The following is a 26,179-nucleotide window of genomic DNA, read 5'->3' on the forward strand; positions in this document are numbered from 1 at the left end:
CTAATGGTGCTCAGTTTACTACAGAACCACATTGCTCACGCCACAATTTCACTTAACCATCATGTGAGGTTATGATTACGTCTTATCCGTTATTTCATCGTGGGAGGGTGGTAGTGGTGCCAAATAACCAATGAGCAGAATCAAACTACCCGCGCCAAGGAAGGATATTACCCGCCAAATCGCCTCTGTTTGTGACAAATCGACCAAGACCAGTTTAAGGACGACGACGCCCAATAGCCCGATACCCATAAACCAAAGCGCGCGCTGCCAGTAGCGGCTAGCGATGATAGTGGCGATTAAAGCGAGGAGCGTCCACAACATGGTTAGTCCAGTCTGCACTTGCTCGCTTTGCCACGCTCCGCCTTGATAGTCATTCCATAGTGGAGTACCGATAAAGGCATGGAGCGTTCTGATAAGGATGCTGGAGATCAGCCAAAAACCAATAAGACCTAAAATAATCAATAAATTATTAGTAGTGAAAATTTTCTCAATATTCTTTTGGATGACCGTGTTTTCTTGGTTTGGCTGCTCATTATGATACTGCTTATTCAGGTAATAAACACCAAAGCCAACCAATAGCGCTAGCCCTGAGGTAACATCATATAGATTCAACAGTGGGAAATATGACATGCCCCAAATCACACCATCATAAGACCAATTGGTAATGATGACCCAACCTAGGGCAATCGGCGCAAATATAGCGGCACAGCTTAATAATGCCTGTTGCCAATCAAACCAGTACAGCAATCCATGCGTTGAATTTTCACTGATTGATGTGTCTATTTGACGAGGATTGCCATAACGATAACTGCACCACAATCCTGCTAGTATTAAAATGGTTGGTATTAAAATAGCCATCACGCCAGCAGAGGCGGGCAGACCATAATGAGCCGCCACCGCGATGACTAAAATGCCAGCGCCGAGCCAACTTGTACCATCATAGCGCGATAGACTGGCATCGTCGTGCCAGACCTTTAACCACAGCTGTCCGACCGTGAGCCAACCAATGAGTAAACTGGCAAACACGAGCCATTCTGCTGATGACCATAATAGATTTAGCTCAAACTTCTGCGGTAACTGTAGTACTAGCATGAGGTAAAACAATAATAGCAACCCATGACTCAGCTGTTGGGCTTCTGCCCATGGCTGATAGCGGTTGATTATCCAATAGATAGCAAGACTTATTAGTGCCGCCAATGCAATCGTCATCGTATCGAGCTGCCAAATATCAAACCAATGACTCAAATCAAGTACTAGGACTTGCAGCATCCATATCACAGCCGTCAAGGTCAGACACCATATCACTCTAGGGCTGCGCCAAACGAGGCCAAACACTTTACTTTGGCTATTGACCGAAGTCAGCCACTGCTGCGCGGCGTGGTCACTGATACCCAATGCACTGGCGTATGTCGTGATTGAGTCTGATGTGGCGGCTGGCGTTTTGAGCATTATTGAATCGGTTAAATCGTCGCGCAAGCTATCATTTAACAGTGCTGGCGAGTTGCTAGCACGTAAGATAAATACGGTGGCTAGATAAGCAATCGCTGAAATACTCAAGGCTAAAATCGGATAGTCATTGCTAGAGAATACGATGGTAGCCATCAACATGACGATACTGATGAGCTGCAATAACACACCGAATAATACCGACCATGCGCGCAGTGAGCGTCGTCCAAACCAGGCCAAGGCTAATCCTTGTACGGACCAGCCAAAGGCGATCCACTCTGCATCGAGTGCCAACGGAATCACTAAGGCCAAAAATCCAAACCCTAACGCCAGCATACCTTCAGTGATTAAGGCATATCGCTGGCTACGTTGGATAAATAGCCAACCTAAACCAAGGTAAACCGCGCCTAAAACCGCACTGACAATAGTCAAAGCATGAGGAATATCCTCTAATAAAGCAGAAAATAAACCAAAAGCCAGTAGCGGTACTGAAAACAGTAAGCCGGTATCAATGGGGGATAAATACGTGCTACTGCCCACATGGACTTCGTTTAAATGCTCTATGTCATCTGCGCTATCAGTATGGTTAATGTCTTTTTCATTAAGCGTGTTATAGGCAATGATTTGTTGTGCATAGCGAATCACGACAAAGAGATACAACATTAAATGTAGGGCAACCAGCAACACCAATGACCAACGTTGTGTCTCAATAATGGCGCTTAAATTTTCACTTATGCCCCAGTAGTAGGCCAAGCCAAAGGTTACCGTCACACCGAATAAATTCAATATCTTCCACGGGCGATAATGAGCGATGACGGCAATCGTGACGTTCAATAATAGATAATAGCTGAACAAGGCCACCAAGCTGCCAGTATCATCACTGGTCAAAATAGGCGCAAAGAAACCACCAGATAATGACAGTAAGGCTAAAGGAAAAGCGTTCTGACGGACGGCGAGCGCAATGGTGATAGCGGACAATAACCCAAGTCCGATAAAGCTCGGTAAACTCGGAATGATTTCATAAACGCTGTATGCAAAAAAGGTGCTCAAATATGCAATGGCTAAACCTGCGCCTTGTAAAGTAATACCATAAGAAAAGCGTTTGGCGGTTAATTTCAGCCCCAATCCCGCCAATCCTAACCCTACGCCACCGATTGCCATCAGCTTGAAGGCAATCGGAATCTCAATATAATCACTCAGTAAGCGCAGTAATAGTACGACGCCCACCAGTAGTACCAATACACCGACCCGCACCACTAAATTGCCACCAAAAAACCAGTTTTTAACAGAGTGGAATAGCGAGGTGACGATAGGTAGCGAGCGCTCATCCGGTTGAATAGATGTGATGGGCGTTTTGTTTTTGATTAAATTTGGGTTTTCTACAAGTTTATTATTAGAAGTGTTGGATACAGGGGTTACTGTCAGGTCTGAGGTAGAAGAAACCGTTGGCGGTAATGATGGCCACGTAGATGTCGAGGTATCGGTTGCTGATTCTTTTGTATTAACGGATGTATTTTCAGTAATATGCTCTGAAATAGTATCGTCGTTAGTATAAAAGTTCTTGTTAGCTAAGTGACGGTTACTATCTTTTTGCTGCTCAAGCTCGGCTTGTAGCTTGGTGACATCACGGTGCAGTTGTCCAATATGCCGATTTATCCTGACATATAGGGCGACCACCACAATTAATAGTGCGGCAAAAGCCATCCAGCCTAATTGGGCTATTAATAGATAGAACATCCTCATTACTCAATACAGCTTATAATGCAGTGATAATGACGCTATTTTCCTAGAAGTACAATACTGTCCTTGCGACTTATAGTCAGAGAACGACTAAACTGCTACTGCGTTACCCTCCTTAAATTTACTACTTGTACAATTTGCAGTCGGCTGTCTTGTATCTGTTTTAGACTTTTTTGACCATATTTGAAAAGTAACTTATGAAAAGCTATTCAAAAAGAAGGGCCGCTTAAATATTAAGCGGCCCTTCTCTTTCTTTTATTTGCTATTTAAGCTTTACGATATACAGAGAGCATTTAGGCTTCTCTGCTGTTGCAACTTATGCCAAGTTAGCTTTCATAAACTCAAGCATGTTTTCCCAGCTCTGCTTTGCAGCGGCTTCATTGTAGCCAAGATCCACTTCATTTTTGGCAGCACGTTCGTCAGCGTGCGGGTTGGTAAACCCATGCTTGGCGTTGTCATAGACATCGATAGTGTAATCAACATCGGCTGCGTCTAGCTCTGATTTTAGACCTTCGATGGCATCCATTGAGACCATCGAATCATCACGGCCGTGGGCGACCAACACTTTTGCTGTGAAGTTTTTGTCTGCTGGCTGTTTCGCTGATGGATTACCATGGAACGTGGCAACTGCTTTTAATGGCATGCCTTCACGTGCCATATCGAGGACAATTTTTCCGCCGAAGCAATAGCCAATGGCTGCTAAGTTGTCACCATCAACGGCCAATTGATCACTGAAGTCATTGAGAATCAAGCGGCAGCGTGCCATGAGCATGTCTTGATCAGCCAATACTTGCTCCATCCACATATTGGCTTGCGCTGCATCGGTGGTCAATTTACCTTCGCCATAGACATCCATTGCTACTGCTGCATAACCTGCTTCTGCCAAGCGTTCAACCACTGATTTTGGATGCTCGACCACGCCCCACCATTCTGGAGCCACTAAAATACCTGGCACTGAGTTATCGTCTGATGCGTTTTCTGGCAATGCCACATAGCTAATAAGTTCGATGCCATTTTCGGTAGTGCTGATTAATTCAAATGTTTTAATTGACATATTATTGTCCTTTTTTATGTTGTGAGTTTTATTTATTTGTCATTGTAATAGTTCGTTTTTCTAACTTGTACTACCTTAACGCCCATAATCAGCAAAAACAGCTATAATAGTGTAACGCTCTTTATCAAAATGCTACTGCGACGCTATGACTATAAATTTGTTGAACAAATCCGCTGATAACTTACCTGATATTACTGTTTCGCAGGTGCAATCAGAACCAAAACCAATCGTGAGCTTGTTTTCTGACAGCGAATCAAATGAAGCATCTGAGACATTGCGCCCACAGTTTTGGGAACGCTTTAAGCTAGATGAATTGAACCATAGCGAATGGGAAGCGTTATGTGATGGCTGTGGTAGTTGCTGTTTAATTAAGTACATCGATGAAGATGAGAATGGTGATGTCGATGAAGAGCTAGTCGAATATACCGATGTCACTTGTCAGCTGATGGACTGTACGACGGGATACTGTGGTCACTATGCGACACGTCAAGAGCATGTCCCTGACTGTATTCAATTGACCATGGACAACTTACCGCAGATGATGTGGCTACCCTCGCACTGCGCTTACAAGCGATTGTATAAAGGGCAAAACTTGCCAAGCTGGCATTTATTACTGACCCAAGATGCGGTGGTCACGCAACAGCAAATGCGCGCTGTCAATGTCGGTGTGGCGGGGCGCTGTGTCTCTGAAACAGGCATGTCTGATGAAGAAATGGAAGATCGGGTGGTTAATTGGGTGAAGCCTTAGCCAACCTTCACCAACCCTGTATAAATGCCAAATTATTTTTAGTCAGAAGCCTGAGCCGTAGACTTAGCTTTGGCTTCAGCGCTATCTTGTGAGTCAGCCAGTGGCGGGATAGGAATGTCCTGACGAATCTGCTCAGAGAACTCGCGACCATTTAGACCAGACGCTAGATTCACTTGATTATCAAATCCTTTTACCTTTGGGTTGATATAAGCATGCTCATACCAAGTGTCCATTGACCATGGCTGATCGCTCTTTTCTGGATTGGCATCTAGCATACCCACATTATATAAATAATTTGGTAGCCAGCCAGAAACCCAAATTCGATAATCCCACGACAGACGATCGTCACTGACGATGCGCGCCATATAAAAAATAATATTGGTACAGTTGCTCGTCAACGTATTGTACCAAGCGGGCTTTGCATTTAGCTCATCGGCAGCGGTCAAGTAAGACTCAAACAGTGATTTGACCTCGTGTTGCTGCAAGCTGCTAACAGGAAATAGATAAACTTGCTCGCCGCGTGCATTGCTACGTGTATAGATAATATCGCGTTCTTCTGCGGCAATCAGACTCAGCTCATAGCGTCTAAAAAACCCAGCAAGCGCGGAGAACGACTCACCATTCTCTTTACGAATCTCAAATGAGAAGGCAAGTGGTCTATCATCTTCAAAGCGAAAGCTGACTAGGGTATGGGCAATCAATGGCCCCATCCAATAAGAGTTGATGACATCGACACCAGAGAGTTTGGACATATCGACTGTGCGAGTGTCCCAATGCTCGGTTGCATCCTCGGCAGTATGCCAATCAAAGTTACGAATATTGGTCAGAGTAATCAAATCAGGATTGCTCGCATCGCGTTCATAAGAGACACGCTGGCTGACCTCGCTCATCCAGTCATGCTCTTGCTGCGGTTCAATAGAAAAAAACCAGCCAATGCCAACCAACCACATTGCAGCATATAAAGCGGTCAGTCGTTTAGTAATGATTTTGCTGCTAGTTTTTGCTTTAGTCGTTAAGGGCTGTTTATCTAATGGCTGAGTACTTTTTGGCCAATAGCGGCTTTTGAGCAATACGGTCAGCATACCAACAATCATTATCCCTGCTAGCCAAGTGATGGCCGAGCGCTCGCCAAACTGATACCAAATAGCAAGCAGCAACCAAATGGCTGATAGTAATAAAGTGATGATGATTAGACACTGTACAATATAGTGTCGCCACGTAGGCTTTGATGTAGTGTCATTCACAGAGTTGCTTTTCACAGAGCTGCTTTCTACGTTATGCATATTTACGTTACAGTTATCTACGTTATGATCATCTAGGCTGCTATGATTTACGCCACCACGAGCCATGTCGTTATCTGAACGATGATGATTTGAGCGCGGTGAAAGCAGGCGAGAAAAAACAGAACGTAGCGACATAGCGTTTTTCTTAGTGGATTGAGGCTTTGACCATAGCAAAATTCATAACACACTGACAATACAATTTGAGTGAATTTGTCGTTGAATGTCGGTGAGTCATAAGATAAAGTGAAGCTAATTTGTCGTGGTTTGTTTATGATTTAATACTGAATTAATGATACGCGACCTATTTTGTTTACAGTTTTTATCCCCATCTACGTTTTACCTGTTGTTTGTTCTTACTTTGATTTTTATTAACTAAATTTTTATTAACTAAAGAGGTTAAATCACACCACCATGTCTGACGACACTCCCAGCCCGAGTAGTTGGTCGATGCGCGGCTTAAAACGCTGGCTATCGACCGCCCCTGAAACCCGTGATGAATTGATTCGTTTGGTACAAGACTCGCGTCAATTCTTAGAGCCTGATACTGTCGATATGTTAGAAGGCGTGCTCGATCTGCCTGCGACCCAAGTGCGTGAAATCATGACCCCGCGCCCGCAAGTGATTGGTCTACATGAGAGCACCAGTCTCGCTGAAGTGATGGATATCATTCTTGAGACCACACACTCGCGCTATCCTGTATTTGACAGTCAAGATGATGATGCCGTCATTGGTATCCTCTTGGCAAAAGATCTGATACCTATTCTCGTCCATATGGTGCGTGACCAAGAAGAGAAAATAGACAGTAAACGTCTCAGAGATTTGGTGCGTCAGCCACTATATATTAGTGAGACGGCTCGTTCTGATACCTTGTTACGCTCACTACAGCGTACGCAAGTGCATATGGCCATCGTCGTCGATGAGTTTGGTAACTTTGGCGGCGTGGTCACTATGGAAGATTTGCTCGAGGAAATCGTTGGTGATATCGTCGATGAGCATGATGACTTTGATGAGGACAGTGATATTAATAATATTATCGCTGATCCTGACAAGCCAAACACGTGGCGTGTGCAGGCTTCTACGGTGATAGAAGACTGTAATGATGAGCTTGGCTGTCACTTTGATGATACCGATGTCGATACAATGGGCGGTCTGGTCATGCAAGCACTTGGCTTCGTGGGTGATCTAGAAGGCGAGAGCGTCATAATAGATGATTGGAAAATCACCATTACTGATGTCGAAGGACGTTTTATCCAAAACTTAGAGTTGACCAAAACAGATGTTAATCAGCAAGTTTTGATAGGCAGTCATTGATCTGGTGCTAGGGCGTGTCCTCAATTCAATCGATAGTTATCTAAATGGGTTAAAAATGGCTAAATCTTGCCAAATGGCGTCAAATAGCTGACTAATATCTCGATATTATCTGCGCTATTTTCCTTGTTTGACTGCGATTTATCTCATTTTTATCACCATTTTTAAAATGAGGACACGCCCTAGTCATCTAAAAGCTTATCGAGAAATATAAGAAAAACACGATTGCGGTCGTGTTTTTTTTTGGTCTGCTATTAGCGTTTGCTACGCAATGTTACCTATTAATAGATTGAGACTGGTATCATGGGCAGGTTTAATTTTTAGATACGGTATAGTATATTATACGGTCAGTTTCAGCTTGGTTTTTACCTGGATTACTGACGCTTAAAATTTTGAAAAATATGGTTTTGGATACCTGCTATGCGTCTGTCTACTGTTGATTTGCAAAAACGCCTGAACCCCGAGAAGCCAAAGGGCTTACCTCTAGCATTGACTGTGCTAATTGCCTTGCTGGCAGGTGCGGTGTTTATCTTTGCACTCGCGCCCTATGGTGTGTGGCCTGTAGCATTGGTGTCGCCTGCTATTTTATATGCATTATTGATGCCTGATATGAGCGGTAAACGTGCTTTTCTTATCGGTCAAGCCTATGGCACAGGGCTTTTTTGTGTAGGCGCGTTTTGGCTTTATACTTCTATTCATACGTATGGTGCCATTCCAGTATGGCTTGCGCTACTGATGATTGCCATCATGGGGCTAGGCATGGGCTTGTTCCATGGATTTTTGGCACTGGTTTTCAATCGAGTGGTTGGCCGTCAGCCGTTATCCTTTGCCGCGCTGTGGATACTACAAGAGTGGATGAAGACATGGTTGCTCACTGGATTTCCGTGGTTGTTTGTTGGCTATGCCTTTACAGAGCAAGCTTGGCTATCATCGCTCGCGCCAGTCGCCGGGGTATTTGCTATCTCGTTCGTTGCCGTATTACTGGCAGCCAGCGTGGTCGAGCTGTTGCGTCGCCGTGGCGGTTATATGATTCCTTCGATCGCTTTGTTAGTAATTAGCAGCGCGTTATGGCTGATAAATCCGCAATGGACCAAGCCAAAAGGTACGCCCGATCTTTCTGTATCGTTGATTCAAGGCAATATCCCTCAAGACCTAAAATGGTTGAATGAATATCAACTCGAAACCCTTAACATCTATGCAACGCTAACGAGCACAGAATGGGGAAGTGATCTTGTGTTATGGCCTGAATCGTCCATTCCTATGTCTCAGCTAGCCGCAGCTGACTTTATCAATGAAATGGCAAAGCTGGCCAATGAGACTGATACGACATGGGTGACGGGCATACCTTATGTGGATGAAGCCGCCTACGATGCCAGTACTGATAAGTATGCACCGTTTTATAATAGTGTGATTGCATTGGGCGCAGAGGGAGAAGGGCTGTATAAAAAGCAGCGTCTGGTACCGTTTGGTGAGTACATTCCGTTTCAGGGATTGCTAGATGTTTTACCTAACTTGGCTGGTAGCCAAGATATCATGAGCTATAGCCGTGGCAGTGACGAGCAGTCACCACTGCGCGTACGTGGTCATAACTTAGGTACGGCAATATGTTATGAAGTGGCCTATCCCGATACTACCCGTAGAAATGCGGTCGGTACGGACTTTTTATTGACGATCTCAAACGATGCATGGTTTGGTAAGTCGGCAGGTCCATTGCAACATTTACAGATGGTACAGATGCGTGCGTTAGAGAATGGTCGTTGGTTTATGCGTGCGACCAACACGGGCGTCACGGCTATTATCGATCACAAAGGCCATATCATTGAGCGTGCGCCGCAGTTTGAGCGTACCGTATTACGAGGCAATGTCCAAGCGCGAGTTGGCAGTACACCTTATATGCGCTTCGGTAATTATCCTATTTTGTTCATTATGACGCTGCTATTGCTATTAAGCTATTTTGGCAAGCGTGGGGTCGCTCAACTTCGTTTGGGTGCGTCACGCAAATAAGAGATGGTGCTCGACTATAAAAGAGACTGGCAAAATTTGTCGATAATAAATCCTTTAAATACTTAAGGGTTTTAACAAATCGGTACAAATTGCGATATAATAGGCCAATATTTCAAATATTTTGTGCAAGGTGGATCAGGTATGTCAGAAGGTATCGTCAATAACAATCCAAAAAAAGAGCTGTTATACACTTTAGGTGGCATTGCCTTGTTTTTAGGTATTGTCTTACTTATTGGTGTTTCTGGATTTTTACGTCCAGCAGGACAGCACATTACTGTTCAGACTGCTGAGGAATTAGCCGCTGCGGATGAAGCAGAAGCGACTGCCGCTGAAGAAGATGCTGCGCCAGCTGATGAAACAGCATCGGCAGAAACTGACACTGCAGCAGATGCAACTGTCACGCCAGCCACAGATGCTGGAGATTCTACTGCTGAAGGTTCTACTGACAGCGCAGTAGTGACTGCCGAAGCAGGTACCGCGACTGCCTCTGGTACTGTAAGCCAGACCGCTGTGGCTGATGCTGACTTGGCTGCAGAGCAAGCAGATGGTGATTTAGAAGCTGGCGACGCAGCTGATGATACGGCAGCGGCACAGTAGTCTGTAGCATGGTCATTTTGATCTAATAGTGCTACTTAGCTATTAAGTAACAGGTATTCAAGTGACAGCATTATGAAGTCTCTATCAACAGTGCTATAAGTATAATAGTAGTGTCTTCGAGACTAAGAAAAAAAGCCCTTTCTCAACTATTGAGAACGGGCTTTTTTTATGGGTAATTGTGTAATTTTTAACCAACTTTTTCTTTACTTGAATATAACCAAGTGCAACAATACTTCGCCTATATGACCGCTCATCGGAATAAATAGGGGCTTGGTCATTACCAATATGATCTTTAAAGGAATAAAGTTATGGGCACAGAAACACGATCGGGGGCTCATGCTGCTGAATTAGACGCACTAGATACTGGCTTTATGGGGCATCCCACGCCGCTACGTCCATTGTTTTTTACTGAGATGTGGGAGCGTTTTTCTTATTACAGTATTCGCCCGCTACTGGTCTTATTTATGGTGGCGACGGTAGGTAGTGGTGGTTTTGGCTTTGATGAGGTCACCGCTTCTGCTATCTACGGTATCTTTGCAGGTTCATTGTACTTGGCAGCTGTACCAGGGGGCTGGCTAGCAGATAACTGGCTAGGTCAGGAGAGAGCACTGTGGTGGGGCAGTATTATCATTGCCCTTGGTCATTTGTGTATTGCACTCTCTGCTATGTTTGGCATGACACTGTTCTTTGTCGGTTTAATCTGTATTGTCTTGGGCTCAGGGTTATTTAAGACCTGTATCTCAGTGATGGTTGGAGCTCTATACCCGAAAGGTGACTCTCGCCGTGATGGCGGTTTTACCTTGTTCTATATGGGTATTAACATCGGCGCGTTATTGGCTGCGCTGATCGTTGGTGTATTCAAAGAAAAGGGTATGTGGCATGTCGGCTTTGGCGTTGGTGGCTTGGGTATGCTGGTCTCATTACTCATCTATCGTTTCGTCGCACAAAAGAATTTAACAAAATATGCTCGAGCTAAAGGTATCTCTGCCGAGTGGGAAAAATCCAATGATCAATACAAAAATGTCGGTCGCTGGGTTGGTGGTTTTGTAGCATTATTAGTAGCTGTAGTGCTATTGGTTTCTACAGGAATGATATCGTTCAATCCTGAGATGGTCGCAGAGTATATGACTTATATCATTGCTGCGGTGGTCATCCTATACTTCGCTATTATGTTCATTTCACCTAAGCTAGATAAGACAGACAAGCTGCGTTTGTTGATTTGCTTTATCTTAATTATTGGTTCGACGCTGTTTTGGTCGAGTTTTGAGCAGCAGCCAACGTCTTTTAACTTGTTTGCTGATCGTTATACCGATCTTAACGTTTTAGGGTTTGAAGTACCGAGTATTTGGTTCCAGTCGTTGAATCCTTTATTTATTTTAATATTGGCACCTATCATCAGTATCATCTGGGTGAAGCTTGGTAATCGAGGTCTTGAGCCGAGCAGTATGGCTAAGTTTGCACTGGGTATGCTACTGGCTGCTGCTGGTTTTGCATTGATGATTTTTGCTTCAAAAAGCATCTTAGCGCCTGGTGCTGGCTTGGCATCGCCACTATGGTTGGTAGGCAGTCTACTGCTATTAACGTTGGGTGAGTTAGCACTTAGCCCAGTTGGCTTATCTGCAATGACGAAGCTGGCGCCAGAGGGTATGCAGGGCCAAATGATGGGTCTGTTCTTTGCTTCTATTGCCATGGGTAACTTGGTTGCGGCCTTCTTTGGTGGTCATGTATCTGCTGACAAAATCGAAGGATTGCCAGGTCTATTTACAACCATGACAATATTCTTGGTGGTTACGGCCATATTCTTGCTGATATTAGCAAAACCTATCAATAAAATGCTTAAAGATAGTGAGCGTGAAAAACAATTGGCCAAGCAATAAGGTATAGTTTATCCACTATAAAACCGCTACAGCGTCAACCTCGCTAACCATACGAATGTATAGCTTGCACTCGGTTTTCTTGTATCGATATTATTTTGGATGAATCATAGGCTGATATACATTTGTGAATAACAACAGTACAAGTGACGTATGATGAGACGTGTTACCATTATTGGTAGCACGTTTTATTGTTTCAATTGGTGAGATATTTCTCTTGCGCCATTGAAACCCTGCTATCTGCCCAAACATCTAATGGTGTTCTGCTGTCATACTATTCTGCTTTAATCATAGGTAGTTCCGTTTGCTTGGTTATTTGCAAACCTTTAACTCTTAAACGATTGAATGTAACTGACTCTAATTCTAATAATAATCGGTTAATGAATGCTTAAACTGTTTCCACTCGAATAAGACGACTATCTATAGTCGCCGCACAGCAATAATTTTCTAGATCTAATTTCTTTCGAATTAATTGCTCTATCTCTAATAAGGACACTTTTAATGAATAAACAAACCATCCACGATCGTATCGATAGTCTGCGTCAGACAATCGCTGCACAAGACCTGACAGCAATTATCGTACCGTCTGCCGATCCACATTTATCTGAGTACTTGCCTGAATATTGGCAAGCACGCTTATGGCTATCAGGATTCACAGGTTCGGTTGGTACACTCGTCGTGACTGCTGACTTTGCTGGTCTCTGGACAGACAGTCGTTATTGGGTACACGCTGCGGATCAGTTAGATGGCACGGGTATTACTTTAGAGAAGCTTGCGCCAGGTCAGCCGAATCATATCGATTGGCTAGCTGAGCATTTGCAAGAAGGTGATAGTGTGGCAGTCGATGGCAATGTGTTGTCTATCGCTGAGCAGGATCGATTGTTGAATGCATTTGATGCCAATGACATTACCTTAATCACTGAGCGTGACGTGTTGACAGAAATATGGACAGACCGTCCAGCGCTGCCAGCTGCCAAGTTGTACGCTCATGATGAACAGTTTCTCGCTCAGTCTGCCACCTCAAAACTTGCTGCTGTGCGTGCAGGTATGGCAGAAGCAGGAGCGACGCATCACTTACTCTCAAGTTTAGATGATATCGCGTGGTTGACCAACTTACGCGGTGCTGATGTTGACTATAACCCTGTGTTTTTGTCCCACATGCTTATCAGTGAAAATGACGCGACGTTGTTTATTGATAACAATAAAGTCAGTGCTGATATCGCCACAGCCTTAAAAGATAGCGGTATCACGATTGCTGATTATGATGCAGTACAAGAGGCATTGAGTGCGCTGACGCCAGAAGACTTATTGTTATTAGATCCAAGTAAGGTTGCAGTCGGTACGCTATCGAAGATGGCAGACGGTATCGGCTTTATTGAGCAAATGGCGCCAAGTACGTTACTCAAATCTGTTAAAGCTGATGCTGATATCGATCATGTGCGTGAGGCAATGCGTCAAGATGGTGCCGCCTTAGCTGAGTTTTTTGCGACATTTGAGCAGCGCCTAGCAAACGGTGAGCGTTTAAGTGAGCTAGACGTGGATAGCATGCTAATTGACGTACGTAGTCAGCAGCCACACTATGTATCGCCAAGCTTTCCAACGATTGCAGGTTTTAATGAAAACGGTGCGCTGCCACATTACCGCGCAACACCAGAAAAATTCAGCTACCTTGATGTGGCCGAGGGCGAGGGTGGGCTACTACTGATTGACTCAGGCGCGCAATATCAGAATGGCACGACTGATATCACTCGTGTGGTCTGTATCGGGCAAGTCAGTACTGAGCATAAACGCGACTTTACCACAGTGCTAAAAGCCCATATTGCATTGGCAAAAGCGCATTTCCCTGACGGTATTGCTTCACCATTAATCGATGCTATTTGCCGTGCGCCTCTATGGCAAGCACAGATGGACTATGGTCATGGTACCGGTCATGGAGTTGGTTATTTCTTAAACGTTCATGAAGGCCCACAAGTCATTGCTTATAGCGCGAGTACGCCAAAAGAGCGTGCTATGAAAGAAGGTATGATTTCAAGTAATGAGCCAGGTCTATACCGTGAAGGCAAATGGGGCATTCGCATAGAAAACCTAATGGTTAATACGCGTGTTGCAAACCCTATAGAGACAGAGTTTGGTGAATTCTTAAACTTTGAAACCGTTACCTACTGCCCGATAGATACTCGTTTGATTGAGCCGTCATTATTAAATCAAGTAGAGATTGACTGGCTCAACGACTATCACAGCCAAGTTTATGCGGAGCTGAAAGATCGTGTTGATGGCGCAGCACTTGAATGGCTCACTGAGCGTACGCAGGCTATTTAACATCAATGCCAAAGATTAGAATTGGTTGTAGCAATCTGTTTAGCTCGTAATGCATAAAATAGAAAAAGCCCTGCAAATCATTTACAGGGCTTTTTCGTTATCGGAACGCAGCATTTAGCTTCGTTATGATTCTTTATTGGTCTGTGATTTATCTTGATCGCTTAGATTTTGAATGACTTCAGCACGTAACCAAGATTTTAAGTTTTCAGACATCAGCATCATTTGCTCACTGAGATAGTCATCAATTTGTACCTCAAGTTCACGGATCAGTTCTTGATGCGTGGTACTCAGTTTGGCATCTTTCAATGCCAATTTGATGGCAGTACTGGCTTTATCGTTGATGGCTTTAATAGCGCTATCATTTTTAGTGCTGCTATCATTATTAACTGTATGATCTTCAGTAGTGTTTGCATGTTCGCTGATGGTTTTATGGTTCGGTGTAGGATTTTCAGTAGCCATACTTTGGGTATTATTTTTTTCAGAATTATCAGTGATGCTACTATTAGCGTTGTTTTCAGTATTTGTCTCAACTGCTACTACTGGCTTGTCATCATTGCGCTTATCAGCAGCTAACGTTGCATTCTTTTCTTGTTCCTTTTGTGCAGCCTCTGCTTCTTCACGCAGCTTGGCCTCTTCTTTCAACTTGGCTTCTTCTTCGAGCTTGGCATCCTCTGCTGCTTTTATTTTTTGCACTTCTTCGACACGTTGTTGTTCAGCAGCTGCACGTGCTTGCTCTTGCTTATCGGCAATGGCCTTCGCAATCGCTTGCTCGGCTTCGTGGTTCTCGTAGAGCTCATCGATATGAGCATCTAAATCATGGGTTTGAAATTCAAAGCTCTCAAAAGGTGTATCGCTTTGCAATAAAGTAGTGATGTCTTTTAGCTCTTGGGTAATAGCTGCGCGGATGGGTTCAGGCGCACACGTCCAGCGTTGGTAAAACTGATGGGAAAATGAGTAGCTTGACATGGTATCTTCCATAAATGTTCCAAAAATTACCCCTTATCATACGCAAGTATAATAAGGGGCTGCAAGTGGACAAACGTAGTCAGTCTGACGGTATCGTTACATTTTCGCGCTTAAGACATTATGATCGACTGCTTTTATGACCATTTTGCAAAAATCAACGAACCGTTAGTGCCACCAAAGCCAAAGCTATTAGATACCGCATATTGCAAGTTGTCGACTTTACGTGATTGGTTGGCCACATAGTCGAGGTTGCAATTGTCTTCGAGATTATCCAAGTTAATGGTAGGTGGTACATGCTGATGCTGAAGCGCCATAACAGTAAAAATAGCTTCAATACCGCCCGCAGCGCCAAGCAAATGGCCTGTCATAGACTTGGTGGAGCTGACCAATATAGTGTCTTTAACTGCTGAAAAAACGGTTTCGATAGCCAGTGATTCGGCGACATCGCCAGCGGGTGTGCTGGTACCGTGCGCATTGACATAACCCACGCAAGATGCTTCGATACCCGCATCATGAATCGCATTTTGCATGGCTCGTGCAGCACCGCTACCGTCTTCTGGTGGCGAGGTAATGTGGCTGGCGTCATCACTCATACCAAACCCAACCAGTTCTGCCAATATCGTCGCACCACGTGCTTTAGCGTGAGCAAGGCTTTCTAATACCATTACACCAGCACCATCACCGAGTACAAAACCATCACGGTCTTTATCAAAAGGACGAGAGGCTTTGGTTGGTTCATCATTGCGTGTTGATAATGCATGCATTGCGGCAAAACCAGACATACCTAAAGGACTTGAGCCTTTTTCGCTACCACCTGCCAGCATGACATCGGCATCACCATGCGCAATCAATCGCGCTGCTAAACCAATGGCGTGCGTTGAGGTTGTACAGGCTGTTGATGTCGCAAGGTTAGGGCCTTTTAGCTTATGTTTGATGGCCACAAGACCGGCTGCCATATTCACAATAGAGCCAGGAATAATAAAAGGTGATACTTTTTTTGGCCCGTGAGCATTGAGCGTCGCACAGCTGTTTTCGATGGTTTGAATACCGCCAATACCTGACCCAATAATCACGCCAAAACGTTCCTGATCGACATTTTTAACGGGCGCATCAGCGGCACCAATCTCATCGATGAAGCCAGCATCATGTAAAGCCATGGTCGTTGCACCGATAGCGTAATGCATAAACTCATCATAGCGGCGAGCATCTTTTGCATTCATATATTGCTTGGCATCGAAGTCTTTGACCACACCAGCAATTTGAGCGCGGTATTCTGTGGCATCAAAATGAGTGATAGGTACGATACCACTTACGCCATCCAGCAGGTTTGCCCATGTACTATCGAGATCTAGACCCAGTGGGGTGATGGCTCCCATACCGGTAACGACCACTCGAGTGTCATCATCGCGCTCATAATGAGGCTTTTTTGGACGGCGCTTTATGCCAGTCGTCGTCGGTGATGTGGCTGTATTGATGTCTTGGCTCATGCTATATGTCCTGTACTTGCGTTCCTAAAAGGATGGTTTTTTCTGATATTATTTGATTGCGCTGTCGTCATATCGTTTGTTACTGTCGCGTTATACTCTTTATAGCCTCATACATGCATTTTTACAACCATTATAAAACACTTAGGTGTACATATGTAAACTTAAGGGTAGTGTACTTGCGAAGCCTAACGAGTGTAGTAAAGGCTATCTGTTATTTTAGCTACCTGCTGTTTTAGGTATCTATTGCTTTTATAGTATAAAGGTATTGCTGATGACTGCCTACACTTTGACTATGCAGTTTATCCACGATAAGGCCGTCACTATCCACGGTAAAGACATTGTATTGTCGTCTCGCTAAATATACTCATGTTCAACTTGTACTGGGTTCATTGATATCAATGTACCGATGATATCAATATATCCATGATTTATGGTACAGGCGATAGTAACAGGCATTAGTGAGACAAGTGATATGGTAATGAGGGCTGCTAAGCGAAGCACACCTGTCCCAGCACCACACTTTTACTTGCGCCTGTCACTGCTGGCAAGTTACCTGTTTCACCCATTAATGTCTGTCTCGCTAGCCACGCAAAAGCAACGGCTTCTACCCACGTTGGATCCAGTCCCAAGCTTGCAGTGGTTTCTACTGTGCAATGGGGAAGGTTTGCCTGCAAACGCATCATTAAATAGCTATTCAATGCACCGCCACCGCAGACATATACCGCAGTGTTTTTATTAGCATTGATAAATGTATTAATTTGCGCACTTGCACTGATGGTCGTCAGCTCAGTGAGCGTGGCCTGCACATCTGCTGAGGAATAACGAATAGCAGCAGATGCTTGCTCAAATTTTTGTAGCTCGTCTTGCAGCCATGCTAAGTTAAAGTCTTCACGGCCAGTACTTTTGGGATAAGGTTTTGCAAAAAACGAATGTTCCAACAGTTGGTTGAGCAGCGGCTCAATGACTTGACCAGACTGCGCCCATGCGCCACCAGCATCATAACCTTTATCTGTATGCAATGCTGTCCACGCGTCCAATAATAAATTGGCAGGGCCAGTGTCGTAACCCACAACATTGTCTTGTTGATTAGAAGCCGCTGGCAAGACGGTGATATTAGCAATGCCGCCCAAGTTCAATAACACGCGTGTACTGTCATGCGTGGCAAACAGTGCTTGATGAAATGCTGGTACCAATGGAGCACCTTGACCACCAACGGCCATATCACGGCGACGAAAATCACTGACCACACTGATACCTGTACGTTCAGCGATGATATTGGCATCGAGCAACTGCAAGCTAAAGCCCATCTGCGGACGATGGCGCACAGTCTGTCCATGACAGCCAATGGCTAGCACTAGCTCTACATCGGTATCGGCTTGTTTTAATAACGTATTGACCACCTCACTTGCAAACTCACCATACTCGCGGCTCGCCCAGCCGAACCAATCCAGCTCGCTGTTTGGTTCATCAGCCGTGGGTGTCAATGTCTGAACACCGTTGGGCTGACATAATGCTAAAAGCACTTCACGCAGTCGCGGTGGGAAGTCTTGGCTATAAGAAGTTAACAAGCGCATGGGTTGTTGAGCCTCATCTGTATTACCAGTATCTGTACCGAATTGACAAAGAACGGCATCCATACCGTCCAAACTGGTGCCCGACATCATGCCGATATATAAGCCATCATCGAAGTTTTCAAACACGGTCTGCTCAAGTGCCTCAGTAAGTGTGGCATAATTTAAATCGTCAATATTTTCCAAGCTATTCTCTAAATCGCTGTCCATCTCTAAGTTTGGATGAGTATTGTGTTGAGTATCAGCAATCGATGCGGGGTTGGTCATGGCAATTTACCTTAAAAAACGCTAGTATATCCGTCAAATTCTAACATCTTTTGCGGGCTACGAGACCTTAATACCATTCCCAAAATCAGAGTAGCAAGGAAAACGAGTGTAATTACTGCATTTATGACACTCAACGAGTTTGCCACTGCGCATCGTGTTTTTTGGTTTGGTATGATTTAGTATAAATAGCCCAAACGTTTAACCCTTAATAAAGACAATAAAGAGAGCATCATGACCACGCAAACTTACACCCTAGAAGAACAACTTGCCTTAATTCAACGCGGTACACAGGAAATCCTATCTGAAGAGGATTTGGTTAAGAAGTTGAAACTGAATCGCCCGCTGCGTATCAAAGCGGGCTTTGACCCCACCGCACCTGACCTGCATTTAGGTCATACCGTACTAATCAATAAGCTTAAGCACTTTCAAGACTTGGGTCATGAGATTTATTTTCTAATCGGTGATTATACCGCCAAGATTGGCGATCCTTCTGGCAAAAACAGCACACGTCCGCCATTGACCGATGAGCAAATCAAAGTTAATGCGCAGACTTATGCTGAACAGGTTTTTAAAATTTTGGATAAAGAAAAAACCAAGATTGTCTTTAACTCCGAATGGTTCAAGGATATGTCAGCGGGTGACATGATTCAGCTTTCTAGCCAATTGACCGTCTCACGTATGCTTGAGCGCGATGATTTTTCTAAACGCTATGCCGCGCAAACGCCAATTGCTATCCATGAGTTTCTCTACCCATTGGTGCAAGGTTATGACTCTATCGCGCTAAAAGCCGACGTCGAGCTTGGTGGTACCGACCAAACCTTTAATATCCTAATGGGGCGCACCCTGCAAGGTCGCTATGGCCAAGAGCCACAAGTTTGTATCACAGTGCCAATCTTAGAAGGGCTAGACGGCGTTAATAAAATGTCTAAGTCACTCGGCAACTATGTCGGCATTTACGATACACCGGGCACCATGTACCAAAAACTGCTGTCGATGCCAGATACCTTAATCCGTCGCTACTTTGAGTTTTTAAGCTTTAAACCAATGGATGAAGTCGAAGGTTTACTAGCAGAAATGGAAAATGGTCGCAATCCACAAGAAATCAAACGTATTTTAGCCGAAGAGCTAATCGAGCGTTTCCATGACGCTGATGCCGCTGCCAATGCGCATAAATCAGCGGGTAATGTCTTAGCTGATGGCGAACTGCCAATCGATTTGCCAGAAGTAACGGTAGATCTAGAAGGTCAGGATGCACTGTTTATCACTCAAGTACTGAACCAATCTGGGCTGGCTAAAAACAGCTCATCTGCCAAAGATATGGTAAAACGTGGTGCGGTAAAAGTAGATGGTGAAGTGGTTGATGCAGGTTTCAGCTTAACCTCAGGTCAGACAGTCGTTATCCAAGCAGGCAAAAAAGCCTATGCGAAAGTGACAGTTGGTTAATATGAATAAGGTCGAAACCTTTAAAATACTCAGACAAGATTTTCAAAATTTAACTTATGAAAATCATGAGAACCAAGATAAGCTGTCTATTAGATTTACAGCGCTGATCAGTAAGTTTATAGATAGTGAATCAGCTTATATTAAGAAATTTGATAATGTTAGCTTTACTTCTGGCACAAATTTTTTTTATGAACCTAAGTCTAAGGAAATCTGGATGGCTGGTCATAAGCATGCTTTACAGCTTATAGATGACGTAATAGAAGATATCGAGCTGTTTGATACTCTTGATAGACCAACTAAAAAAGAATCTTTAATTACTAAAGATAGCTCTAAGGTTTTTATCGTTCACGGTCACGATGATGGCGCTAAAGAAACAGTAGCTAGATTTGTAGATAAGCTCGGTTTTAAAGCTGTTATTCTCCATGAGCAAGTAGATTCTGGCGCTACAATCATAGAGAAGTTAGGAAAGCATACGGATGTAGGTTTTGCTATCGTTCTCTATACTGAGTGCGACATTGGCGGAGTTATTAAGTCTAACCCCGAAGATCTGAAACCACGAGCAAGGCAAAATGTTATTTTTGAACATGGACTCTTGATTGGTAAGATTGGTCGAGCAAATGTGGTTGCGCTTGTGAAAGGTAATGTCGAAACTCCAAATGACATATCAGGCGTGGTCTATAAATCCATGGATACAAGCGGAGCTTGGAAATATAGCATTGCTAGAGAAATGAAAAGCTCTGGCTATGATGTCGATATGAATAAAATTGACTAATTGGAAGTAATAATGACAGATCAGATAGTTCAGCAAGGCATCTACCGCCATTATAAAGGCAGCCTTTACCAAGTTTTGCATACGGCACAGCATTCAGAAACTGAAGAGTCGTTAGTGGTTTATCGTTGCCTGTATGGTAAATATGGCGTATGGGTACGCCCATTAGCCATGTTTTCTGAAACGGTTACGGTAGAAGGCAAGCAAGTGCCACGCTTTGAGCTTATTCAAGCATTGGCTGATTAGTTTTCTGCAAACGAACTTAACAGCTGATTAAACAAATAAAAAAGCGACTTTTGGAGTCGCTTTTTTGCGTCTACTCAAACCAATATTTTAAAAATTAACGATGTAAAAACTGTTTTAAGACATTGTAAAACGCAACAGGCGCATCCATTGGTACGGCATGCCCTGATTTTGGCAAAACAATGCTATGCGCGTTGGGCAATAGCTCAAGCAACTGTTGTTGCCGTTTCGGATCATATAACTGAGAGCGCCCACCAATTAGTAAAGTAGTCGGAATATCAACCGTTGGCAACACATCGCGGTAGTCATAGGGCAGTGCAACATAGGCAGATAGACAGCGCAGTTTGTGTTGCCAAGTCGCGTGCTTCATTAATGAGATTTTGTGTGGTGCACGATAACTCAAGGTTTTCGTCAATACTTGTGAAGGCTTGGTACTGACAGAGAGCAGTGAAAATGAGCGCTCCATGTCTAACAAATTAGCTTTTAATCGATAGGGCAGATGACGAAAATCATCAACGTGCATGTATGGCTCAGCGTTAGAAATTAACCGCGTAAACTGAGCAAATAATTCTGTCTGACGTGTACCAAAGACGCCGCCATCTTGCCAGTCTGGCTGATTATGAATGAGAGGTGCTTGGTCGATATTCAGATAGCGGCTGACACTGTCATGACCAAAACGCTTAAAGTATGCCCACATGACCAATGCGCCCATCGATATCGCAGCAATAGGCAAGGCGTCCACGGTTGTCTGTTGACGAATATGCTGTACCACTTGTTGCGTGTCTTCTGCATATTGTTCAATAAAATCAAACGTTGGCAACGTCAAATCACTGGCCAAGCCAAAACCACGAAAATGCGGCAAATAAAAGCAATAGTGTGGGGTCAGCGATAATATAAACGGCAGAAACTGCCGCGCGTCCATACCAAAAGCATGTAATAGCAGCACGGGCTGACCTTTACCAATCACAGACATCGGTATCAGCGTACTGTCAGTCGCTGTCACATGAGTGGTTTGCAATTGGTATTGCTCAGGTATTTTGAATGCCATTTTAAATGTCGCTTTGAACATGTGGGGTTTATATGGATTTGACTATACTACTGCCAGAGTTTGGCGTAGTTAGCATCACTAATGTTAGCAATATCCAATTCTGCTAGCATGTCACGTAGGGCAGTCCAACGTTCGGCATCTGGTTGGATAGGCGCTATCAAGCGCTTCAAAGTATCGTTGATAATGTCATCCATCAATGCAGATGGTGTCTCACCTGTATAGGCATAATAAATCGTGCGTGCTTGTTCGGGGTTGTCGATACACAACTGCGCCATTGCTGTACTGACAGCTACAAACTGTATCAACGCTTCTGACTTTTCTTCCCAAATACTGTGGGTGGTCATCAGTTCCAATGCCGAAAAGTTAGGATATGGTGATAAATGTTGATCAATAAAGGTATAGTCAAGCCCTGCATGATTGGCCTCAATACCTTCAAAGTTATAAAAACATAACCATGCCCCATCGAATTCGCCTATTGCATCGCCTTTTTGTAGGTTTTCTAAATGTTGAAAGTCGGTTTCTACAAAGCTGACATTAGCGGCATCTAACACAAAACCATTTTTCTTGGCATAACGGCTTAAAATTTCAAAGCCAATTTTATTGGTAATAGGGTTGGCTGCAGGCGTTGTAATACGAATCGGTTGGTTTTGATGTAATTTATCAAGACTGCTTTGCTTGATAAGCACGCCACCGTCTGTCACAAAAAAACAGCCCAATGCTTTTAAGTCTTCAAAATAATGCTCGAATAGGTGAATCGGTTCGTTCACGTGTAAATCAATATTGCCTGCTTCTAATTCTGCAAAGCCATCGTAATGTTCAGTTGGCTCTACCATATTGATATCAAGCCCTGCCTCGGCATAAGCACCAGTATGAATGCCTGCAATAAAAGGTAGGTGATCTGGATTTAAAAACCATTCTAGCGTCAGAGTGAGTGCAGTGTTTGGCATAACATATCCTTATATCATTAACAGAAGTAAGTCACAGGTAGGTCACATTAAAAGTGACAGCGTTGACCATAGCATAAAATAACGGTAAAAATGGCTGAAAAAAATCAGGCCGCGATACAGTATCAAAATAAGATATTGTATCGTGGCCTGATGGTAGTGATGTTAACGCTTAATAGGGATTAGCCATTGTTTTTTGCGATGGTTAAGCCATTATAGGTCTGCGCAACTGGCATCACTTCTAAGCGGTTCACGTTGATATGTGCAGGCGACTCAATCAGCCATAATAAAATATCGCCAACATCGTCACCAGTCATGGTTTTGAAGCCATCATAAACTTTGGCAGCTTTATCGCTATCACCATGATAGCGCACGTTTGAAAACTCAGTGCCCGCGACGTTACCTGGCTCAAGATTGGTCACGCGAACTTGGGTCCCGATCAGATCAGCTCGCAAGTTTAGACTGAACTGTTTTACAAATGCTTTAGTCGCGCCATAGACGTTGCCACCAAAGTACGGCCAGCTACCAGCAATCGAACCGACATTAATGATATAGCCGCTATCGCGAGCGACCATCGCTGGCAAGACAGCATGGGTCAGCGCTATCAACCCTTTGATATTGGTATCGGTCATGCGCATCCAGTCATCTAGATTGGATTCTTGGGCAGGCCCAGCGCCTAGCGCCAATCCTGCATTATTCACCAAAACATCGATTTGATTAAAACCGTCAGGCAAGTCAGTAATGATTTGTGGAATAGAAGTTGTATCGCTCACATCCATGACCACAGGTAAAAATGCCTCGCCCAAATCTGCAGCCAAGGCTTGTAACTTATCGAGGCGTCTAGCACAGCCAATCACGCGATGGCCTTTTGCCACCAAACGTTCAGCCAATGCTTTACCAAAACCTGCGCTCGCGCCTGTAATCAATACGTTCATGTTATATCCTTATCATTGATACTGTATGCTTTTGTCATGACTATCTAAGATAATCGAATGCCTTGCTAAGATGACTGAATACCTTGGTTTAAAGGTTACTGATTTAGTTGCTTACCAAATATCTTATCACCAGCATCACCAAGACCTGGAATGATATAGCCGTGCTCATCCAAATGGCTATCCAATGCAGCAGTATAAATAGTTACATCAGGATGTGCTTCGTTGACCACACGCACACCTTCAGGTGCAGCTACTAACACGAGTGCTTTAATATTAGTACAGCCGTTTTTCTTTAGCATATCAATAGTCGCAACCATAGAGCCGCCTGTTGCTAGCATCGGATCGATGATAAGTGCTGGGCGTTTGTCCATGTGGCTGACGAATTTTTCAAAGAATGGTACTGGCTGTAAGGTTTCTTCGTCACGTTGCAAGCCCACGACAGAGATTTTTGCAGTAGGAATCAGGTCGAGCACCCCGTCAAGCATGCCAATGCCTGCACGTAAAATCGGTACAATTGTCGCTGTCTTACCGATGATTTGCTCACCAGTGATTTCGCCACACCATCCTGCCATTGGGAATGTTTCAATCTCGAAGTCACGGCTTGCTTCATACGCCATCAAGCGCGCAAGCTCTTTGGTCAACGTACGGAACTTATAAGTACTACAATCTTTTTCACGCATAAGGCTAAGCTTATGACGAACTAGTGGATGATCGATTACCGTAATTTTTAAACCGCTATTTAGGTCGCTCATAGAATCTCTCTTGATTTTGGGGCTGATGCTTGCGCAGTCACTGCGGTTGCTATTAGTATAAAAGATACAAACACTTACTTCACTTTAACCGTATTTTTGGCACACAAATAGTAAGCTTAATATATTACTAGTAAAGCCAACTGAATACATTCAATGCTTATATAAGGGTCTTAACCTTAATTAATTTACAGTGCTTTTATTCATAACCTACATTTAGGATCACAATAATTAGATCCAAAACAATTGAAGCCATCATGATTCAAGCAACTATAATGAAAGCCACAATTATTCGAATCAAACACCGCATCATTCTATATATTTAAGCCATTGACCTCTTAAGCCGACTATATTTCACTATCGCAGCACTATAATAAGTGAAGTAAGGTTTAGGCCTGCTATGATACCAAAAAAACCGCTTTTCTGATGAAGAATCTTATGACTACATACCCATCTTACGCGCATAAAAATACCAATAAGACTTATAGCAACTCAACATTATCCGAAACGAATGCAGCAAAAATAGAAACACATCCATTTCCACCTGTGTTGCCGCCCAATGCCACCGTCATGATGATGGGAACGTTTCCACCGACTATCGATAAATGGGCAATGAGTTTTCATTACCCCAATTTTTATAATGATATGTGGCGTATCTATGGTCGCGTATTTTTTGATGATGCAGATTATTTCAGAGTAGGGGATAACAAATGCTTTGATCCTGAACGTATTCGCGCCTTTATGTTTGAGCGCGGGATTGCCTCTTGTCCAACAGTCAAACAAGCCATTCGTGAGACGGGTAATGCGTCTGACAAGAACTTAACGGTAGTAACGCCTGTTGACTTAGATAGCATCTTGCTACAAGTGCCAAAAGTTAAAATGTTGTTTACCACAGGTGGCAAAGCGACAGAGGTACTACTCAATTTATTAAGCGAGCCACCTACTAAGTCCAAGTATCCTAAGACCAATCAAAGTATGGATTATCCTTATGAATGGCAGAGTACAGGTAACAAAGCTGATGTGAATAATCTAACTTTATATAGGTTGCCATCAACTTCACGGGCATACCCTTTATCATTAGATAAAAAAGTCGCTGCTTATAAAGAGTTTTTTGAAAAGATGGGTAAGTTATAAACAGTTATATAGAAAAGAGTGGTGTAGCAGTATTGGTATATTAGATAGATTTCAATCATATATCATTGCTAAAGTAGAAGTGCTTTTCTAAAGAAGTAGGAAATCATAAGAGTTTCAACAGCAGTGTCTAAAATTTTGAGTAGTTAAATTTATCTTAACCCATTGAAAAGTATCGATTATTAAAAAGGCAGTTAAATTAGTTAAAAAACCTTTAATTAAGTCATTGACACAGCTCTTAAACTCTATATAA

The 26,179-nt window shown here is 43.6% G+C and carries 20 protein-coding genes; 10 read left to right on the forward strand and 10 right to left on the reverse strand.

The window, feature by feature from the left end:
* Positions 1-75: 75 nt before the first annotated feature.
* Positions 76-3,183 (reverse strand): DUF2339 domain-containing protein, encoded by a 3,108-nt coding sequence (locus tag I6E84_RS11495; RefSeq protein WP_197218100.1) that lies wholly within the window; start codon positions 3,181-3,183, stop codon positions 76-78.
* Positions 3,184-3,502: 319 nt separating this feature from the next.
* Entirely contained in the window at positions 3,503-4,240 is a 738-nt protein-coding gene (locus tag I6E84_RS11500) for a dienelactone hydrolase family protein (RefSeq protein ID WP_197102053.1), read from the reverse strand.
* Between the two features lie 145 nt (positions 4,241-4,385).
* On the opposite strand from I6E84_RS11500, the gene I6E84_RS11505 reads away from it, so the two are divergent.
* Positions 4,386-4,988 (forward strand): YcgN family cysteine cluster protein, encoded by a 603-nt coding sequence (locus tag I6E84_RS11505; RefSeq protein WP_197218101.1) that lies wholly within the window; start codon positions 4,386-4,388, stop codon positions 4,986-4,988.
* Positions 4,989-5,026: 38 nt separating this feature from the next.
* Here the strand turns inward: I6E84_RS11505 and I6E84_RS11510 are convergent, their stop codons facing one another.
* Positions 5,027-6,406, reverse strand: a complete 1,380-nt coding sequence (locus I6E84_RS11510; RefSeq protein WP_197218102.1) for a DUF4105 domain-containing protein — start codon at positions 6,404-6,406, stop codon at positions 5,027-5,029.
* A gap of 276 nt (positions 6,407-6,682) precedes the next feature.
* Here I6E84_RS11510 and I6E84_RS11515 point away from each other — a divergent pair, with 276 nt between their 5' ends.
* The 5 genes from I6E84_RS11515 to I6E84_RS11535 all read left to right on the forward strand — a co-directional run bounded on the left by I6E84_RS11515 (position 6,683) and on the right by I6E84_RS11535 (position 14,373).
* Positions 6,683-7,582, forward strand: a complete 900-nt coding sequence (locus tag I6E84_RS11515; protein WP_110923555.1) for a CBS domain-containing protein — start codon at positions 6,683-6,685, stop codon at positions 7,580-7,582.
* A gap of 417 nt (positions 7,583-7,999) precedes the next feature.
* Positions 8,000-9,583 (forward strand): apolipoprotein N-acyltransferase, encoded by a 1,584-nt coding sequence (gene lnt, locus I6E84_RS11520; protein ID WP_197218103.1) that lies wholly within the window; start codon positions 8,000-8,002, stop codon positions 9,581-9,583.
* Between the two features lie 141 nt (positions 9,584-9,724).
* The gene (locus I6E84_RS11525; RefSeq protein ID WP_197218104.1) at positions 9,725-10,180 is read left to right on the forward strand and encodes a hypothetical protein; all 456 of its coding nucleotides are present in this window, start codon (positions 9,725-9,727) and stop codon (positions 10,178-10,180) included.
* Positions 10,181-10,488: 308 nt separating this feature from the next.
* Entirely contained in the window at positions 10,489-12,057 is a 1,569-nt protein-coding gene (locus I6E84_RS11530) for a peptide MFS transporter (RefSeq protein WP_197218105.1), read from the forward strand.
* Positions 12,058-12,555: 498 nt separating this feature from the next.
* Complete coding sequence (locus tag I6E84_RS11535) at positions 12,556-14,373, forward strand: aminopeptidase P family protein (protein ID WP_197218106.1); 1,818 nt, start codon at positions 12,556-12,558, stop codon at positions 14,371-14,373.
* A gap of 123 nt (positions 14,374-14,496) precedes the next feature.
* Here I6E84_RS11535 and I6E84_RS11540 read toward each other — a convergent pair whose 3' ends face one another.
* The 3 genes from I6E84_RS11540 to I6E84_RS11550 form a co-directional block, all read right to left on the reverse strand.
* Positions 14,497-15,351 carry a hypothetical protein gene (locus tag I6E84_RS11540; protein WP_197218107.1) on the reverse strand — a complete coding sequence of 285 codons (855 nt, stop codon included), beginning with the start codon at positions 15,349-15,351 and terminating at the stop codon, positions 14,497-14,499.
* A 122-nt stretch (positions 15,352-15,473) separates the two neighbouring features.
* Positions 15,474-16,826: a beta-ketoacyl-ACP synthase II gene (fabF, locus tag I6E84_RS11545; protein WP_197218109.1), complete on the reverse strand. Its 1,353-nt coding sequence runs from the start codon at positions 16,824-16,826 to the stop codon at positions 15,474-15,476.
* A 488-nt stretch (positions 16,827-17,314) separates the two neighbouring features.
* A complete protein-coding gene (locus I6E84_RS11550) occupies positions 17,315-18,664 on the reverse strand; it encodes an anhydro-N-acetylmuramic acid kinase (RefSeq protein WP_197218111.1) in 1,350 nt (449 codons plus the stop codon).
* Between the two features lie 231 nt (positions 18,665-18,895).
* On the opposite strand from I6E84_RS11550, the gene tyrS reads away from it, so the two are divergent.
* The 3 genes from tyrS to I6E84_RS11565 are packed head-to-tail and all read left to right on the forward strand — an operon-like array spanning position 18,896 to position 21,122.
* Entirely contained in the window at positions 18,896-20,107 is a 1,212-nt protein-coding gene (tyrS, locus tag I6E84_RS11555) for a tyrosine--tRNA ligase (RefSeq protein WP_197218113.1), read from the forward strand.
* Position 20,108: 1 nt separating this feature from the next.
* Positions 20,109-20,879, forward strand: coding sequence for a TIR domain-containing protein (locus tag I6E84_RS11560; RefSeq protein WP_197218115.1), 771 nt, complete (start codon positions 20,109-20,111; stop codon positions 20,877-20,879).
* A 12-nt stretch (positions 20,880-20,891) separates the two neighbouring features.
* Positions 20,892-21,122: a DUF1653 domain-containing protein gene (locus I6E84_RS11565; RefSeq protein ID WP_197218117.1), complete on the forward strand. Its 231-nt coding sequence runs from the start codon at positions 20,892-20,894 to the stop codon at positions 21,120-21,122.
* A 94-nt stretch (positions 21,123-21,216) separates the two neighbouring features.
* Here I6E84_RS11565 and I6E84_RS11570 read toward each other — a convergent pair whose 3' ends face one another.
* The 4 genes from I6E84_RS11570 to upp all read right to left on the reverse strand — a co-directional run bounded on the left by I6E84_RS11570 (position 21,217) and on the right by upp (position 24,798).
* The gene (locus tag I6E84_RS11570; protein WP_227681480.1) at positions 21,217-22,167 is read right to left on the reverse strand and encodes an alpha/beta fold hydrolase; all 951 of its coding nucleotides are present in this window, start codon (positions 22,165-22,167) and stop codon (positions 21,217-21,219) included.
* 47 nt (positions 22,168-22,214) lie between these two features.
* Positions 22,215-23,114 (reverse strand): ABC transporter substrate-binding protein, encoded by a 900-nt coding sequence (locus tag I6E84_RS11575; protein ID WP_197218121.1) that lies wholly within the window; start codon positions 23,112-23,114, stop codon positions 22,215-22,217.
* 179 nt (positions 23,115-23,293) lie between these two features.
* A complete protein-coding gene (locus I6E84_RS11580) occupies positions 23,294-24,046 on the reverse strand; it encodes an SDR family NAD(P)-dependent oxidoreductase (protein ID WP_197218123.1) in 753 nt (250 codons plus the stop codon).
* 95 nt (positions 24,047-24,141) lie between these two features.
* On the reverse strand, positions 24,142-24,798 hold the full coding sequence (gene upp / locus I6E84_RS11585) for a uracil phosphoribosyltransferase (RefSeq protein WP_110923541.1): 657 nt from the start codon (positions 24,796-24,798) through the stop codon (positions 24,142-24,144).
* A gap of 567 nt (positions 24,799-25,365) precedes the next feature.
* On the opposite strand from upp, the gene I6E84_RS11590 reads away from it, so the two are divergent.
* Positions 25,366-25,929, forward strand: coding sequence for a DNA glycosylase (locus I6E84_RS11590; protein WP_352259595.1), 564 nt, complete (start codon positions 25,366-25,368; stop codon positions 25,927-25,929).
* The last annotated feature ends 250 nt before the right edge of the window (positions 25,930-26,179 follow it).

The sequence above is a fragment of the Psychrobacter sp. SCQQ22 genome, assembly GCF_015864605.1.
Classification (GTDB): Bacteria; Pseudomonadota; Gammaproteobacteria; order Pseudomonadales; family Moraxellaceae; genus Psychrobacter; species Psychrobacter fozii.

Excerpts from the sequence above, each read along its gene's own strand:
- I6E84_RS11575 (WP_197218121.1), bottom strand. The coding sequence starts at position 23,114 with ATGCCAAACACTGCACTCACTCTGACGCTAGAATGGTTTTTAAATCCA.
- I6E84_RS11570 (WP_227681480.1), bottom strand. The coding sequence starts at position 22,167 with ATGGCATTCAAAATACCTGAGCAATACCAATTGCAAACCACTCATGTG.
- I6E84_RS11505 (WP_197218101.1), top strand. The coding sequence starts at position 4,386 with ATGACTATAAATTTGTTGAACAAATCCGCTGATAACTTACCTGATATT.
- I6E84_RS11535 (WP_197218106.1), top strand. The coding sequence starts at position 12,556 with ATGAATAAACAAACCATCCACGATCGTATCGATAGTCTGCGTCAGACA.
- I6E84_RS11510 (WP_197218102.1), bottom strand. The coding sequence starts at position 6,406 with ATGTCGCTACGTTCTGTTTTTTCTCGCCTGCTTTCACCGCGCTCAAAT.
- I6E84_RS11500 (WP_197102053.1), bottom strand. The coding sequence starts at position 4,240 with ATGTCAATTAAAACATTTGAATTAATCAGCACTACCGAAAATGGCATC.
- I6E84_RS11580 (WP_197218123.1), bottom strand. The coding sequence starts at position 24,046 with ATGAACGTATTGATTACAGGCGCGAGCGCAGGTTTTGGTAAAGCATTG.
- I6E84_RS11530 (WP_197218105.1), top strand. The coding sequence starts at position 10,489 with ATGGGCACAGAAACACGATCGGGGGCTCATGCTGCTGAATTAGACGCA.
- I6E84_RS11495 (WP_197218100.1), bottom strand. The coding sequence starts at position 3,183 with ATGTTCTATCTATTAATAGCCCAATTAGGCTGGATGGCTTTTGCCGCA.
- I6E84_RS11540 (WP_197218107.1), bottom strand. The coding sequence starts at position 15,351 with ATGGAAGATACCATGTCAAGCTACTCATTTTCCCATCAGTTTTACCAA.
- I6E84_RS11565 (WP_197218117.1), top strand. The coding sequence starts at position 20,892 with ATGACAGATCAGATAGTTCAGCAAGGCATCTACCGCCATTATAAAGGC.
- I6E84_RS11550 (WP_197218111.1), bottom strand. The coding sequence starts at position 18,664 with ATGACCAACCCCGCATCGATTGCTGATACTCAACACAATACTCATCCA.
- I6E84_RS11590 (WP_352259595.1), top strand. The coding sequence starts at position 25,366 with ATGATGATGGGAACGTTTCCACCGACTATCGATAAATGGGCAATGAGT.
- lnt (WP_197218103.1), top strand. The coding sequence starts at position 8,000 with ATGCGTCTGTCTACTGTTGATTTGCAAAAACGCCTGAACCCCGAGAAG.
- I6E84_RS11525 (WP_197218104.1), top strand. The coding sequence starts at position 9,725 with ATGTCAGAAGGTATCGTCAATAACAATCCAAAAAAAGAGCTGTTATAC.
- upp (WP_110923541.1), bottom strand. The coding sequence starts at position 24,798 with ATGAGCGACCTAAATAGCGGTTTAAAAATTACGGTAATCGATCATCCA.
- I6E84_RS11515 (WP_110923555.1), top strand. The coding sequence starts at position 6,683 with ATGTCTGACGACACTCCCAGCCCGAGTAGTTGGTCGATGCGCGGCTTA.
- I6E84_RS11560 (WP_197218115.1), top strand. The coding sequence starts at position 20,109 with ATGAATAAGGTCGAAACCTTTAAAATACTCAGACAAGATTTTCAAAAT.
- tyrS (WP_197218113.1), top strand. The coding sequence starts at position 18,896 with ATGACCACGCAAACTTACACCCTAGAAGAACAACTTGCCTTAATTCAA.
- fabF (WP_197218109.1), bottom strand. The coding sequence starts at position 16,826 with ATGAGCCAAGACATCAATACAGCCACATCACCGACGACGACTGGCATA.